This is a genomic window from Streptomyces sp. NPDC058678, assembly GCF_042714835.1.
Lineage (GTDB): Bacteria > Actinomycetota > Actinomycetes > Streptomycetales > Streptomycetaceae > Streptomyces.
In genome coordinates, this window is the sequence record NZ_JBHXSG010000059.1 from 41613 (window position 1) to 55425 (window position 13813).

General features: G+C 70.0%; 13 protein-coding genes and 1 riboswitch. Of the genes, 6 read left to right on the forward strand and 7 right to left on the reverse strand.

Going from position 1 to position 13813, the window contains the following annotated elements; all coding sequences use genetic code 11:
• Positions 1–9: 9 nt before the first annotated feature.
• The 4 genes from ACFWWR_RS37540 to ACFWWR_RS37555 all read left to right on the forward strand — a co-directional run bounded on the left by ACFWWR_RS37540 (position 10) and on the right by ACFWWR_RS37555 (position 2708).
• Positions 10–852, forward strand: coding sequence for an aldo/keto reductase (locus ACFWWR_RS37540; RefSeq protein WP_384308095.1), 843 nt, complete (start codon positions 10–12; stop codon positions 850–852).
• A 221-nt stretch (positions 853–1073) separates the two neighbouring features.
• Entirely contained in the window at positions 1074–1607 is a 534-nt protein-coding gene (locus ACFWWR_RS37545) for a DinB family protein (protein ID WP_383870638.1), read from the forward strand.
• A 236-nt stretch (positions 1608–1843) separates the two neighbouring features.
• Positions 1844–2092, forward strand: a complete 249-nt coding sequence (locus ACFWWR_RS37550; protein WP_383870635.1) for a type II toxin-antitoxin system Phd/YefM family antitoxin — start codon at positions 1844–1846, stop codon at positions 2090–2092.
• 46 nt (positions 2093–2138) lie between these two features.
• Positions 2139–2708 carry a hypothetical protein gene (locus ACFWWR_RS37555; protein WP_383870632.1) on the forward strand — a complete coding sequence of 190 codons (570 nt, stop codon included), beginning with the start codon at positions 2139–2141 and terminating at the stop codon, positions 2706–2708.
• Positions 2709–2715: 7 nt separating this feature from the next.
• Here ACFWWR_RS37555 and ACFWWR_RS37560 read toward each other — a convergent pair whose 3' ends face one another.
• The 7 genes from ACFWWR_RS37560 to thrC form a co-directional block, all read right to left on the reverse strand.
• On the reverse strand, positions 2716–4269 hold the full coding sequence (locus ACFWWR_RS37560; protein WP_384308098.1) for a carboxylesterase/lipase family protein: 1554 nt from the start codon (positions 4267–4269) through the stop codon (positions 2716–2718).
• Between the two features lie 43 nt (positions 4270–4312).
• Positions 4313–5188, reverse strand: coding sequence for a metallophosphoesterase (locus ACFWWR_RS37565; protein WP_384308101.1), 876 nt, complete (start codon positions 5186–5188; stop codon positions 4313–4315).
• Positions 5189–5215: 27 nt separating this feature from the next.
• A complete protein-coding gene (locus tag ACFWWR_RS37570; RefSeq protein ID WP_383870626.1) occupies positions 5216–6346 on the reverse strand; it encodes an NADH:flavin oxidoreductase in 1131 nt (376 codons plus the stop codon).
• A gap of 188 nt (positions 6347–6534) precedes the next feature.
• A complete protein-coding gene (gene groL / locus ACFWWR_RS37575; protein ID WP_383870623.1) occupies positions 6535–8160 on the reverse strand; it encodes a chaperonin GroEL in 1626 nt (541 codons plus the stop codon).
• A 375-nt stretch (positions 8161–8535) separates the two neighbouring features.
• Complete coding sequence (locus ACFWWR_RS37580; protein ID WP_007493268.1) at positions 8536–8742, reverse strand: cold-shock protein; 207 nt, start codon at positions 8740–8742, stop codon at positions 8536–8538.
• 432 nt (positions 8743–9174) lie between these two features.
• The gene (locus ACFWWR_RS37585; protein ID WP_053749951.1) at positions 9175–9450 is read right to left on the reverse strand and encodes a MoaD/ThiS family protein; all 276 of its coding nucleotides are present in this window, start codon (positions 9448–9450) and stop codon (positions 9175–9177) included.
• 85 nt (positions 9451–9535) lie between these two features.
• Positions 9536–10819 carry a threonine synthase gene (gene thrC / locus ACFWWR_RS37590; RefSeq protein WP_383870617.1) on the reverse strand — a complete coding sequence of 428 codons (1284 nt, stop codon included), beginning with the start codon at positions 10817–10819 and terminating at the stop codon, positions 9536–9538.
• Positions 10820–10836: 17 nt separating this feature from the next.
• A riboswitch (SAM riboswitch) is annotated at positions 10837–10977 on the reverse strand.
• A gap of 187 nt (positions 10978–11164) precedes the next feature.
• Here thrC and ACFWWR_RS37595 point away from each other — a divergent pair.
• Both ACFWWR_RS37595 and ACFWWR_RS37600 read left to right on the forward strand, forming a co-directional pair.
• Positions 11165–12109 carry a glucosyl-3-phosphoglycerate synthase gene (locus ACFWWR_RS37595; RefSeq protein WP_383870614.1) on the forward strand — a complete coding sequence of 315 codons (945 nt, stop codon included), beginning with the start codon at positions 11165–11167 and terminating at the stop codon, positions 12107–12109.
• A 100-nt stretch (positions 12110–12209) separates the two neighbouring features.
• Positions 12210–13601, forward strand: coding sequence for a trehalose-6-phosphate synthase (locus ACFWWR_RS37600; protein WP_384308104.1), 1392 nt, complete (start codon positions 12210–12212; stop codon positions 13599–13601).
• Positions 13602–13813 lie beyond the last annotated feature (212 nt).

Sequence of the window (13813 nt, forward strand, 5' to 3'; positions counted from 1 at the left end):
GGAACCGAAATGAAGCCCACGACCACGTTCCGTGTCGGCGGAGACCTGGAGATACGCCGGCTCGGATTCGGCGCGATGCGACTGCCGACCGAGCCGGCGGACGCCCGCGCCGCGTCCGTCGCGCTGCTCCGGCGGGCGGTCGAACTGGGCGTGACCCTCATCGACACGGCCCACTTGTACGGCTGGGGAGCCAACGAGGAACTGGTCGCCGAGGCGCTGCACCCCTACCCCTCCGGCCTCCTCGTCACCACAAAGGTCGGCGTCGTCCGGCCGGCCGCCGACGCATGGGCCTACGACGCCCGCCCGGCCTCCCTGCGCACCCAGGTGGACGAAGCCCTGCGCCGCCTCCGCACCGACCGCGTCGAACTCCTCCAACTCCACCGCATCGACCCGGACACCCCGCTCGCCGACCAGCTGGGAGCACTGGGCGAACTCCGCTCCCAAGGCAAGATCGGCCGGATCGGCCTGTCCGAGGTCACGGTCGCGGAGCTGGCCGAGGCCCGCTCGATCGTCGACATCGCGAGCGTCCAGAACCGCTACAACCTGCTCGACCGCGAGTACGAGCCGGTACTCAAGGCGTGCGAGGCGGCGGACATCGCGTTCCTGCCGTGGCGTCCGCTGGCGCCCGGGGCGGCGGACAAGGAGCCCGAGATCGCGGCCGTGGCATCCGAACTGGAGGCGACCCCGACACAGGTCGCCCTGGCGTGGCTGCTCGCGCACTCGCCGGTGATGGCGCCGATTCCGGGTACGGCGAGCCTGGGACACCTGGAGGAGAACGTGGCGGCGGCGGACATCCGACTGACCCGGGACCAGTACGACCGCCTCAACCGGGCAGCCGCTCCTCCTTGTTGACTCTGCGGACCCTCGCCCGCAGCACCTCCTCGCGGCGCAGGCCCCGTCGACTCCGGCGGACAGTCCCACTCCCGCCCTTCGGCGCTGCGACGACGCGCCTGCCCACTGGTCTACCTCGAAGGTGTCGGCACCGGACGGCTGGAGGACGACCCCGCCACCGTGACGCGCTACGGCGGTCATGGAGGTCAGGATCTGACCTACATGACTTCTAGCGTGGCCGCATGACCGACACCACACACGCCATCGCGACCGACGAGCGCGCCGACCTGCTGGAAACGCTGGCCCACAGCCGGCACTTCCTGCGCTTCACCGCCCGGGACCTCACCGACGAACAAGCCGGGCAGCGGACCACCGTCAGTGAGCTGTGTCTGGGCGGCCTGATCAAACACGTCACATCGGTGGAGCGGCACTGGGCGGAGTTCATCCTCAACGGCCCGACAGCGATGCCCGACTTCACCGCCATGACCGAGGCCGACTTCGCCCGGCGGGCCGACGAGTTCCGGATGCTGCCCGGCGAGACGCTGGCCGGTGTGCTGGCCGACTACGACGAGACGGCCCGCCGGACCGACGAACTCGTCACGACCCTGCCCGACCTGAACGCCACCCACCCGCTGCCCAAGGCCCCATGGAACAAGCCCGGGGCTCGATGGTCGGCCCGCAGGGTGCTGCTGCACATCGCCTCCGAGACCGCCCAGCACGCCGGCCACGCCGACATCATCCGCGAGGCCCTGGACGGTGCCAAGAGCATGGGCTGACCGGTCCCGAAGCTCAAGCCCCCAGCTCCGAGCCCTCTTTGCAAGGAATGGCCGGAGGGCCTCAACCCGCCCGAGCCACGCCCACACGGCAGGGATTCGCGCCGCCATGGCGCAGCGACGTGTCCTTCCTCGTCGCTGCGCCATGGCGCAGCGACGAGGAAGGACACCGGTATGACGACATCCGCCTTCCGTCGGCATACGCATCGCACACAGTCGCAGGTGTGTACGGTTCCCCCATGGAGACGTATCCGCTGGTGGAAGCCCGCAACCAACTCGGTCAACTGGTCGGCCGGGTCCGGCACGGCCAGGAGCACATCCTGATCACCGAGTACGGCAAGCCCGCGGCCGCGCTCATCCCGATGAGCGAGCTGGAAGAACTGCAGCGGCTGCGCGACGAGGCGGACATCGCCGAAGCCCGGGCCCGTGAGAGGGCTGCGTCCGGGCTGGAGGCAGAGGACCGACTCAAGGTCGGGCGCATCCGCTGATGCAGCGTCCAGCCCGAGGCACCCGCGAGAACCGGAGCCGCACCCAATGAACCACGCCCAGCTCACCGCCCTCGGCCGCGCCCTGCGTCTCCTCGGAGAGCACGGCGAGGCCCTCACCGGTGACACCCCGGACACCCGGCTCCACGAGGTCAAGGCGGACCTCAAGCGCGCCCTGGACCTGTTGGCGGACAGCGTCACCGGGGCCGTGCCCTCCACGCGGTGCCCCGAACACCCGGGCGGCCCGGTCGACGAGAACGCCCCCGACCTGTGTCTGCTGTGCGAGACCCGGCGGCGGGCGGCCCGGCGCTCCGAGTTCAACGGACCCTCCGCGCATGCCCGCCCCGCCGATCCCACCCCTTCCCGGTACGGCGTGCGGGAGGACCGGCCGCAGCCCCAGCAGCGCTGGCTGCCGGAGCTGTGGAACGGACAGGCGTGGCAGCTGTGCGGGACCCCCCGTCGGGACCGGCACGAGGCCGAGCTGTATCTCGCCGCCCAGCGGCGCGGGCCCCGGGCGGCCATGGCCTACCGGCTCGTGCACGAGTTCACCGACTACGAGGTGCTGCGCGTGTGGGGCACCCCGGTGCGCGTCGACATCGAGCCGCTCGGGAACCTGTAGGGCTCACTCACGTCAGCAGCGGCATCGGCGCGAACTCGTACCCCTCCCACATACGCCTCGACGCCTCCTCCGGATAGGCCCTGACCTGCGGCTCCACGTCCAGCACCTGTACCAGCCGCTCCTCGGTGCCGTACGCCGGCCAGCCCGGGTCGCCCGTCCTCGCGAACGCCGTCCAGGACGCCCGGAAGCGGGCCGACAGCGCCTCGGCCTCCGGCGGGACCTCCCCGCCGGGGAACAGCATGAGGCCGACATCGGCGGTGAACGTGCCGAAGAGCAGCGGGATGTCCAGCGCGTGGCAGGCACCCAGGGCGCCTCCGTTGCCCGGCGCCGGCCAGGTCAGTTCGTAGAGGTGGGCGCGGCCGCCGCCCGTGGTCTGCGCCTCGGCCAGGTGATGGCTGGGCATGGCGAACAGCCAGTCGGTCTGGACGCGTTCGAACAGCTCACCCGGTGAGGCGTCGGGGAAGGCCGCGCGGTACCCCGCCTCTCCGGCCGCACCCGGGGCGAACAACCGCAACGCCCCCCGCGCCTGCTCCTCCGTGATCATCCCCAGCTGCCCGCCCATCGCCAGGAACAGCCGGAACTCGTCCCGGTTGTGACCGACGACCAGCTCCACGTCCCGGCCCGCCCCGGCGGCCAGCGCCTGCCAGGGCGTGACCGGCAGCACCTCGCCGTCGACGACAGGGGAGAAGGGGGTCAGCGTGGGAGCGGCCTGACCCCACCTGCCGACGTACTGCAGCATCTTCGTGCCCAGTGCCTCGCCCGCGGCGGGCAGTGCGCGCGGGTCGACCGTGGACAGATCGGCCACCGTGGGCCGCAGCCCCGCCTCCGCCGCGATCGCCGTCGCGATGTCACGGGCCAGCGCGTCGGAGAAGTAGGTGCCCGGCACGCTCTGGGCGATGGCCCGCCGGAACAGGCCGGACGCCCTCGGCATGGCCAGCAGGGCCGCCGCCGACCCCGCGCCGGCCGACTCGCCGAAGACGGTCACCTGGCCGGGGTCGCCGCCGAACGCCGTGATGTTGTCCCGCACCCACTCCAGGGCGGCGACCTGGTCGAGCAGGCCGCGGTTGGCGGGCGCCCCGTCGATGTGGGCGAAACCCTCGATGCCGACGCGGTAGTTCAGGCTGACGACCACGACGTCGCCGTCGTGCGCGATGTGCCGGGCGTCATAGCCCGGGCTGCCGGCGTGGCCGAGCTTGTAGGCGCCGCCGTAGATCCACACCATGACCGGACGGTGGGCGGCCGGGTCCGGGTCGGGCGTCCAGACGTTGACCGTCAGCCAGTCGTCACCCGGGGGCACGTCCCGTACGTCGCCACGGCCCAGGAAGGCCGCCTCCTGCGGGGGCGGCGGGCCGAAGGAGTACGCGTCGCGTATGCCGTCCCACGCCGGGGCCGGGCGCGGCGCCTGGAAACGGGCCTCCCCGACCGGCGGGGCGGCGAACGGGATACCGCGGAAGACGGTCAGCGCGCCCTCCCGGCGCCCGCGCACCGCACCGGCGCGGGTACGGACCACGGGCGGTGCGGCGGAGTCGGTCCCGGGGTCTCGGGGCTCGGATGTCGTCATCGTCGGCGCTCCTCCTGATCGTTGCTCCGCTGAATCACTGCCCTCAGCCATGATTCTCGACAAGCGACCGCACCTGCTCCTCTCCCAGCTCCCACACCGTCTCGTGGGCCCGCGGGTCCCGCGCGTGGAAGGTGTGGAACAGGGGGCCGGTCGCCCCGCCCAGCTCCACCAGGGAGGCGGACGCCCCGCGCACCGCCCGTTCCGTGCCTGGTGCCGCCGTCAGGTCGATGCGGTTGACCACGCCGGGGGTGACCCAGACCGGCACGGCCGCCAGGAAACCGAGGAGCTGGAGGTGGAAGTGGCCGGTGAGGACGACCCGCACGTCGGTGCCCTCGATCACCGCCGCCAGGTCCTCCGGGTCGCGCAGGCCGAAGACGCGCTGCGTCTCGACGTCCAGCGCGATCGGCGGGTGGTGGAAGGCGAGGATCGTGCCCTTCGGCGCGGGCTCGCTCAACACCTGGCGCAGCCAGCCCAGTTGGGCCGGGCTCAGGTGGCCGTGCACCTTCCCCGGCACCAGCGAGTCCAGCGTGACGAACCGCCAACCGCCGACCGTGCTCACCGCAGCCCGCTCACCGACGGCCGACTCCAGTACCGTCTCGGCGCGTTCGGTGCCGTCCGCCGTCAGGTGGCCGCTGCCGAGCACCTTGGTGAAGGCCGTCCGCTCGTCGTGGTTGCCGGTGGTGAGGAAGACCGGCGCGCCCGTGCGCCGCGCGAACTCCCCGACCAGGTCACGGACGGCCGCGTAGGCCTCCACCTCCCCGGCGTCGGCGAGGTCGCCGGTCACGACGATCGCGTCCACGCCCTGCTGGTGCCGGAGTTCGGCGAGCATCAGGCGCAGCGACTCGGTGGCGTCGACGCCGTACTTGTTGGGGGTGGCGGTCCGGTCGAGGTGGGTGTCCGAGAGATGCAGTATCCGCATCTCTCGAACACTAGAGGGACCTGGAGATCAGCTCAGGGTCTTCAGCGCCGCCGCGTCGTACGGCTTCAGCTCGGCGAAGCGGTCGGAGAGCACCTTGGCCGCCCACTCCGGGTCCTGGAGCAGGGCGCGGCCCACGGCGATCAGGTCGAACTCCTCGGCCTCCAGCCGGTCGAGCAGGTCGTCGATGCCCCTGAGCGGAGAACCCTCGCCCATGAAGCCCTTGATGAAGTCGCCGTCGAGGCCGACCGAGCCGACCGTGATGACCGGCTTTCCGGTGAGCTTCTTGGTCCAGCCGGCCAGGTTGAGGTCCGAGCCGTCGAACTCGGGCAGCCAGTAGCGGCGGGTGGAGGCGTGGAAGGCGTCGACACCGGCCGCGGCGAGCGGGGCGAGGACGGCCTCCAGCTCCTCGGGGGTCTCGGCGAGACGCGCGCGGTACGCCTCCTGCTTCCACTGCGAGTAGCGGAAGATCACGGGGAAGTCGGCCGAGACGGTCTCGCGGACCGCCGCCACGATCTCCTCGGCGAACCTGGCGCGGGCCACCGGGTCGCCGCCGTAGGCGTCCGTACGGCGGTTGGTGCCGGCCCACAGGAACTGGTCCACGAGGTAGCCGTGGGCGCCGTGGATCTCCACACCGTCGAAGCCGATCCGCTCGGCGGCCGCGGCGGCCTCGGCGAACGCGCCGATGACGTCGTCCAGGTCGCGCCGGGTCATCGCCTTGCCGGTGGGCTCGTCGGCGCCGATGCGCAGGCCGGAGGGGCCGACGGCGGGGGCGTCGGCGTACGGCGGCTGGCCCTGCTCGCGCACCATGCCGATGTGCCACAGCTGCGGCACGATGGTGCCGCCCGCCGCGTGCACGTCAGCGGCGACCTTCGCCCAGCCGGCGAGCTGCTCCTCGCCGTGGAAGCGCGGGATGCTGTCGCTCTGCCCCGCCGACTCGTGGCCGACGTAGGTGCCCTCGGTGACGATCAGGCCGACGCCCGCGGCGGCGCGGCGCGCGTAGTACGACGCCACGTCCGCGCCGGGGATGCCGCCCGGGGAGAACGCGCGGGTCATGGGCGCCATCACGATGCGGTTCGGGACGGTCAGGCCGTTGATCGCGGTCGGCCGGGCGAGGATGCGGGCCGCGCGGGAGGTGGACTCGGCGGTGGTGGCGGTCACGTGGGGGCTCCAATGAAACCAGGCGGTATGTGCATGCGCATATACGGTACGCAGGTTTCAACTGACCCACCGGCCACCACATTCCGCCCGGGCTGTGATCCCGGACACGCCCGAGGGCGGCACCCCCTGTCTCCAGGGAGTACCGCCCTCGGCGTCGTACAGCGATGAACTCGCGATCCTCGAGAGGATCAGAAGTCCATGTCACCGCCCGGCATGCCGCCGCCGGCCGGGGCAGCGCCCGCCTTCTCCGGCTTGTCGGCGATGACGGCCTCGGTGGTGAGGAACAGCGCGGCGATGGAGGCGGCGTTCTGCAGGGCAGAGCGCGTCACCTTCGCCGGGTCGATGATGCCTTCGGCGATCATGTCGACGTACTCACCGGTCGCGGCGTTCAGGCCGTGGCCGACGGGCAGGTTGCGCACCTTCTCGACGATGACGCCACCCTCGAGGCCACCGTTGACGGCGATCTGCTTGAGCGGGGCCTCCAGGGCCAGCTTCACGGCGTTGGCGCCGGTCAGCTCGTCACCCTCCAGGTCCAGCTTCTCGAAGACCGAGGAGGCCTGGATGAGGGCCACGCCACCACCGGCGACGATGCCCTCCTCGACGGCCGCCTTCGCGTTGCGAACGGCGTCCTCGATGCGGTGCTTGCGCTCCTTGAGCTCGACCTCGGTCGCGGCACCGGCCTTGATGACGGCCACGCCGCCCGCGAGCTTCGCCAGGCGCTCCTGGAGCTTCTCGCGGTCGTAGTCGGAGTCGCTGTTCTCGATCTCGGCGCGGATCTGGTTGACCCGGCCCTGAACCTGCTCGGAGGAGCCGGCACCGTCGACGATGGTGGTCTCGTCCTTGGTGATGACGACCTTGCGGGCACGGCCCAGGAGGTCGATGGAGGTGTTCTCCAGCTTGAGGCCGACCTCCTCGGAGATGACCTCGCCGCCGGTGAGGATGGCGATGTCGTTCAGCATCGCCTTGCGGCGGTCACCGAAGCCCGGGGCCTTGACGGCGACGGACTTGAAGGTGCCACGGATCTTGTTGACGACCAGGGTCGACAGGGCCTCGCCCTCGACGTCCTCGGCGATGATCAGCAGCGGCTTGCCCGACTGCATGACCTTCTCCAGGAGCGGGAGCAGGTCCTTGACGGAACCGATCTTGGAGTTGGCGATCAGGATGTACGGGTCGTCGAGCGACGCCTCCATACGCTCCATGTCGGTGGCGAAGTACGCCGAGATGTAGCCCTTGTCGAAGCGCATACCCTCGGTGAGCTCAAGCTCAAGCCCGAAGGTCTGGGACTCCTCGACGGTGATGACGCCTTCCTTGCCGACCTTGTCCATCGCCTCGGCGATGAGCTCGCCGATCTGGGTGTCGGCGGCGGAGATGGAGGCCGTGGAGGCGATCTGCTCCTTGGTCTCGACGTCCTTGGCCTGCTCGAGCAGGGCACCGGAGACGGCCTCGACGGCCTTCTCGATACCGCGCTTGAGAGCCATCGGGTTGGCGCCGGCGGCTACGTTGCGCAGGCCCTCGCGGACGAGCGCCTGGGCGAGCACGGTCGCTGTGGTGGTTCCGTCGCCGGCGACGTCGTCCGTCTTCTTGGCGACTTCCTTGACCAGCTCGGCGCCGATCTTCTCGTACGGGTCCTCGAGCTCGATCTCCTTGGCGATGGAAACACCATCGTTGGTGATCGTGGGCGCGCCCCACTTCTTCTCGAGGACGACGTTGCGGCCCTTGGGGCCAAGAGTGACCTTGACGGCGTCGGCGAGCTGGTTCATCCCGCGCTCGAGACCGCGCCGTGCCTCCTCGTTGAACGCGATGATCTTGGCCATGTGAAGTGGTCCTCCCGGACAGGGGGTGGATTTCTCCGGACCGCGCTGGCGCCCGCGACGGACGGCCTGCCTGCCTCGTGGTTCCTTGCCCCACATGGCCTGCGGGCCTCACCGACCCGGTCCTCGTTGTCACTCTCACCTTCAGAGTGCTAACGCCAATGATTAGCACTCGCCCCTCGAGAGTGCAAGCGCCCGCGAAGCGGGCTCGTTGAGGGGTGGCGGTCGGGTGACGGGTGGGCGCAAGCGCCCACCGGGGAACGGTCCGCACCGCGGCGACCCGTTCCGGACATGCCGAAGGGCTCGTAACCCATGACTCCCCATGGGATACGAGCCCTTCGAAGAACAGAAGAACGTCGCTGTCAGTCGGCGCGTGCTTCAGCCGGTCGCCAGTCGGACCATGTCCGCCTGCGGCCCCTTCTGGCCCTGCGAGATCTCGAAATCGACTCGCTGACCTTCCTCCAGGGTGCGGTAGCCGTCCATCTGAATCGCGCTGTAGTGGACGAAAACATCCGCACCACCGTCGACCGCGATGAAGCCGTACCCCTTCTCCGCGTTGAACCACTTGACGGTGCCCTGAGCCATGCCTAACTCCCCTATTACTGGCCCTTGCACAGATCCGCACTTCGCGGATCCGGGTCAGACCTCACCCCCCACATGGTTGGGGGCGTGCGCCGGAACGCGTCGACCGCGGCCGAATGTATCTGTCCAACTGCCCTCTGCAACAGGTCAATCGGACGAGAATTCCGGACGCGCGGGGTCCGGAATGTGGCGAGAATTCACCCGAATTCGGGGCAAGTCGGGCTCCACAAAAAGCACAAAAGCCGCGAAAGAAGCGCACACTTTGGCTACTTCTTATCGGGTGCAAGGTGGAGATCAAGGGCTTCCGACCCGGGGATCGGCATCGCGTTCCCCAACTGTACCGCGCTCAACCACATTGAATTGCCCCCTCCGCTTCTCTCACGGAGGGGGCAATTCAATGAAACGCTCGGTAACCGGCGTTACCGACGGTAATAATCAGCCGCCGGCGACGGCCGGAATGATGGAGACTCCGGCACCGTCCGGCGTCGCCGTCTCCAGGCCCTGCTCGAAGCGGACGTCGTCGTCGTTGACGTACACGTTGACGAACCGCCGCAGCTTGCCCTGGTCGTCCAGGACTCGCGCGGCGATGCCGGTGTGGTTCTTCTCCAGGTCGGTGATGACCTCGGCGAGGGTGGCCCCCTCGGCGGCCACCTCGGCCTTGCCACCGGTGTAGGTGCGCAGGATGGTGGGGATGCGGACGGTAACGCTCATGTCTGATGACCTCCGGTCAGGTAATCGCCCTCAGGGGCGCGGGGAACTGCGCGACCAGCCCCCACCGGCCCGCAGATGACAACGGCTATGCGAGTCCGGCCTCGCGGAACGAATCGAGGTTCGGACGAATGGTCGCAGTCAGCCCGGTCCCCGCCACCGCGTCCAACGTCTTGAGACCGTCACCGGTGTTCAGCACGACCGTGGTCTTCGTCGGGTCGAGGAGACCGCTCTCGATCAGCTTCCGCGTCACACCCACGGTCACACCACCGGCGGTCTCCGCGAAGATGCCCTCCGTGCGCGCGAGGAGCTTGATCGCGTCCACGACCTGCTCGTCGTTCACGTCCTCCACCGCACCGCCGGTACGCCGCGCGATGTCGAGGACGTAGGGACCGTCCGCCGGGTTGCCGATCGCGAGCGACTTGGCGATGGTGTTCGGCTTCTGCGGCCGGACGACGTCGTGACCGGCCTTGTAGGCGACGGACACCGGCGAGCAGCCCTCGGCCTGCGCACCGAAGATCTTGTACGGCTTGTCCTCGACGAGCCCGAGCTTGATCAGCTCCTGCAGCCCCTTGTCGATCTTCGTGAGCTGCGAGCCGGAGGCGATCGGGACGACCAGCTGGTCCGGGAGCCGCCAGCCGAGCTGCTCGCAGATCTCGTACGCCAGGGTCTTGGAGCCCTCGGCGTAGTACGGCCGCAGGTTGACGTTGACGAAGCCCCAGCCCTCCCCGGCCGGGTCGCCGATGAGCTCGGAGCAGAAGCGGTTCACGTCGTCGTAGTTGCCCTCGATGCCGACGAGCTCGCCGCCGTAGATGGCGGCCATGACGACCTTGCCCTGCTCCAGGTCGTGCGGGATGAACACGCAGGAGCGGAATCCGGCGCGGGCGGCGGCGGCGCCGACGGCACCGGCCAGGTTGCCCGTGGAGGAGCAGGAGAGGGTGGTGAAGTGGAACGCGCGGGCGGCCTCGATGGCCTGGGCGACGACGCGGTCCTTGAAGGAGTGCGTCGGGTTGCCGGAGTCGTCCTTGACGAAGAGCTTGCCGGCGTCGACACCCAGCTCGCGGGCGAGGTTGTCGGCCTGGACGAGCTTGGTCCAGCCGGGGTTGATGTTCGGCTTGTCCGCCACGTCGGCCGGGACGGGCAGCAGCGGCGCGTAGCGCCAGATGTTCGCGGGTCCCGCCTCGATCTGCTTGCGGAGTTCCTCCGTGTCGTAGGCGGAGAAGTCGTAGGCGATCTCGAGCGGGCCGAAACACTCCTCGCAGGCGAAGACCGGGCCGAGGGGCACGCGGTGACCGCACTCGCGGCAGCTCAGCGCGGCGGCGGGGCCGAGGTCTACGGTGTTCGTGGTGCTTGCATCAGTCTGCACAGCCATGGAGGCGAGGCCCTTTCTCCTCATCTTCCTCACGACGCACTTCGCCGTGAGACGGATTTGGCACCTTCCCTAGTCGGGAGCCTCGCTGGTGACGAGAACCGACTGGAGGGTTGCCGGGGCTTCATCGGGCCGTATCCCTCTGCCCCTCTGGATGAGCGGTATGTAGTTGTTGATCGTTGAAACGGAACGCGGACCCCGACATGCGATGGTCATCAGCGTTGTTCAAGACTGTAACCGAAGGCCAGGACAGTTGAGATAGCCGTCCGAACCGCGAGATGGATCACATGTTCTGCGAGAGACCATGGATCACACGCTCGCCGAGAGAACGCAGAGGAGCCGCGCACTGTGCTGAAGGAAGTCGAGCGTTGGCTGAGCACTCACTCCTGGTCGAAGACCGATCGCCCGCTCCACAAGATCCTGGCCGCGAAACGCGCCACGGGCCAGACGGTCAGTGTCGTGCTGCCCGCGCTCAACGAGGAGGAGACGGTCGGTGACATCGTCGCCGTGATCCGTCACGACCTCATGCAGCAGGTCCCGCTCGTCGACGAGATAGTCGTCGTGGACTCGGGATCCACCGACCGCACCTCCGAGGTGGCCGCCGCCGCGGGGGCCCGGGTCGTCCATCGCGACGACATCCTGCCCCGCATCCCGACCGCTCCCGGCAAGGGCGAGGTGCTCTGGCGCTCGCTCCTGGTCACCAGCGGCGACATCGTCTGCTTCATCGACGCCGACCTGAAGGAGTTCTCCTCCGACTTCGTCTCCGGGATCGTGGGCCCGCTGCTCACCGACCCCGGCATCGACCTCGTCAAGGGCATGTACGACCGTCCGCTGCGCGGCGCGGCCGGCCAGGGCGGCCGGGTCACCGAACTGATGGCCCGCCCGCTGCTGAACATGCACTGGCCGCAGCTGGCCGGTTTCGTCCAGCCGCTCGGCGGCGAGTACGCGGCCCGTCGTTCGCTCCTGGAACAGCTCCCCTTCCCGGTGGGCTACGGCGTGGAGCTGGGCATGCTGATCGACGCCCTGCACCTGGTGGGCCTCGACGCACTGGCCCAGGTCGACGTGGGTGTGCGCAAGCACCGCCACCAGGACGGCCAGGCGCTGGGCAGGATGTCCGCCGCGATCTACCGCACGGCCCAGCTGCGGCTGGCCCGCGGGCACCTCGTCCGCCCCTCCCTCACCCAGTTCGAACGGGGTGAGGACGGCTTCGAGCCGCGTACCTACTCCGTGGACACCGAGGAGCGGCCGCCGATGGTGGAGATCGTCGAGTACGCACATCGAAAGGTCGCCTGACCGGGCGTGTTCCGGCGTCCGAGGGCCGTCTACGTCCGTATACGGCCCTCGGAGCCGCCCGAACGTTTGAGTGTTTACAGGCCGGGCTAAGTTGAGGCGTATGGCTTCCACGCACCATGCTGAGGTACTCGTCGCGTCCAACCGCGGCCCGGTTTCGTACGAGGTGCGCGAGAACGGCTCGCTGCACGCCAAACGGGGTGGCGGCGGGCTGGTCTCGGGCCTGTCCGCCATCGGACCCGACGCGGGCGCCCTGTGGGTGTGCTCGGCGCTGGGCGACGGCGACCGCGAGGCGGTGCGGCGCGGGGTCGGCGAGCCGGGCGTCCGGATGCTCGACATCCCCGCCGACGTGCACGCCGACGCGTACAACGGCATCGCCAACTCCGTGCTGTGGTTCGTCCACCACATGCTGTACCAGACCCCGCTGGAGCCGGTCTTCGACACGGAGTTCCGGCGGCAGTGGGCCTCGTACGAGACGTACAACCGCGCGTTCGCCGAGGCGCTGGCACAGGAGGCGGCCCAGGGGGCGGCGGTCGTCGTACAGGACTACCACCTCACCCTGGTCCCGGGCATGCTCCGCGAGCTGCGCCCGGACCTGCGGATCGGCCACTTCTCCCATACGCCGTGGGCGCCGCCGGAGTACTTCCGGATGCTGCCGGACGACATCGCCGGGCAGATCCTGCGCGGCATGCTCGGCGCGGACCGGCTCGGCTTCCTCACCCGCCGCTGGGCGGACGCCTTCACCGCGTGCTGTACGGAGTTCGCCGGGGGCCTCGGGGACACCCAAATCGGCGTGCACGGACTGGGCGCGGACGCGGACTTCCTGCGCGAGCGGTCGCACGAGCCGGACGTCGAGGAGCGCATGGTGGCGCTGCGGGCGGAGATCGGCGAAGGCCGTCGCGCGATCGTCCGCGTCGACCGCACCGAGCTGTCCAAGAACATCGTGCGCGGCCTGCTCGCCTACCGGCAGCTCCTCGACGACCACCCCGAGTGGCGTGAGCGGGTGGTGCACGTGGCGTTCGCGTACCCGTCCCGCCAGGACCTCGCCGTGTACCGGGAGTACATGGCGGAGGTGCAGCGGCTGGCGGACGAGATCAACGCGGAGTACGGCACGCCGGGCTGGACCCCGGTCCTGCTGCACCTGAAGGACGACTTCGCGCGCTCCCTGGCCGCGTACCGTCTCGCCGACGTGGCCCTCGTCAACCCCATCCGGGACGGCATGAACCTCGTCGCCAAGGAGGTGCCGCTGGTCTCCGACGAGGGGTGCGTGCTGGTGCTGTCGCGGGAGGCGGGGGCCTTCGAGGAGCTGGGCGAGGACGCGATCGCCGTCAATCCGTACGACGTGGTCGGCACGGCGGGCGCGCTGCACCAGGCGCTGAGCATGCCGACCGGCGAACGGGCGGAGCGGACGAAGAGGCTCACCGCGGCGGCGACCGCCCTGCCGCCGGCACGGTGGTTCCTGGACCAGCTGGACGCGCTGCGCCGGCTGGGCTAGGGCCCGTCCGGCGGATCAAGTCGCAGGAAGTCCGCGGCGCCTCATCGACGCAGGTGAGCTGGGCCTGGTGCGTCGAGCTGCAAGGCGGAGGAGGGCGTCGACGCGATGGGGCCCCCTGCTCGAGCGAAGTCGAGAGTGGCGGGAGTCGGCAACCGACGACAACGCCGCAGATCGGCGTGCCAGGCCCCGCGTCTGCGGCATGATCCGCCGGA

Excerpts from the sequence above, each read along its gene's own strand:
- ACFWWR_RS37540 (WP_384308095.1), top strand. The coding sequence starts at position 10 with ATGAAGCCCACGACCACGTTCCGTGTCGGCGGAGACCTGGAGATACGC.
- ACFWWR_RS37565 (WP_384308101.1), bottom strand. The coding sequence starts at position 5,188 with ATGCGGATACTGCATCTCTCGGACACCCACCTCGACCGGACCGCCACC.
- ACFWWR_RS37545 (WP_383870638.1), top strand. The coding sequence starts at position 1,074 with ATGACCGACACCACACACGCCATCGCGACCGACGAGCGCGCCGACCTG.
- ACFWWR_RS37550 (WP_383870635.1), top strand. The coding sequence starts at position 1,844 with ATGGAGACGTATCCGCTGGTGGAAGCCCGCAACCAACTCGGTCAACTG.
- ACFWWR_RS37585 (WP_053749951.1), bottom strand. The coding sequence starts at position 9,450 with ATGAGCGTTACCGTCCGCATCCCCACCATCCTGCGCACCTACACCGGT.
- ACFWWR_RS37580 (WP_007493268.1), bottom strand. The coding sequence starts at position 8,742 with ATGGCTCAGGGCACCGTCAAGTGGTTCAACGCGGAGAAGGGGTACGGC.
- ACFWWR_RS37600 (WP_384308104.1), top strand. The coding sequence starts at position 12,210 with ATGGCTTCCACGCACCATGCTGAGGTACTCGTCGCGTCCAACCGCGGC.
- ACFWWR_RS37560 (WP_384308098.1), bottom strand. The coding sequence starts at position 4,269 with ATGACGACATCCGAGCCCCGAGACCCCGGGACCGACTCCGCCGCACCG.
- groL (WP_383870623.1), bottom strand. The coding sequence starts at position 8,160 with ATGGCCAAGATCATCGCGTTCAACGAGGAGGCACGGCGCGGTCTCGAG.
- thrC (WP_383870617.1), bottom strand. The coding sequence starts at position 10,819 with ATGGCTGTGCAGACTGATGCAAGCACCACGAACACCGTAGACCTCGGC.
- ACFWWR_RS37555 (WP_383870632.1), top strand. The coding sequence starts at position 2,139 with ATGAACCACGCCCAGCTCACCGCCCTCGGCCGCGCCCTGCGTCTCCTC.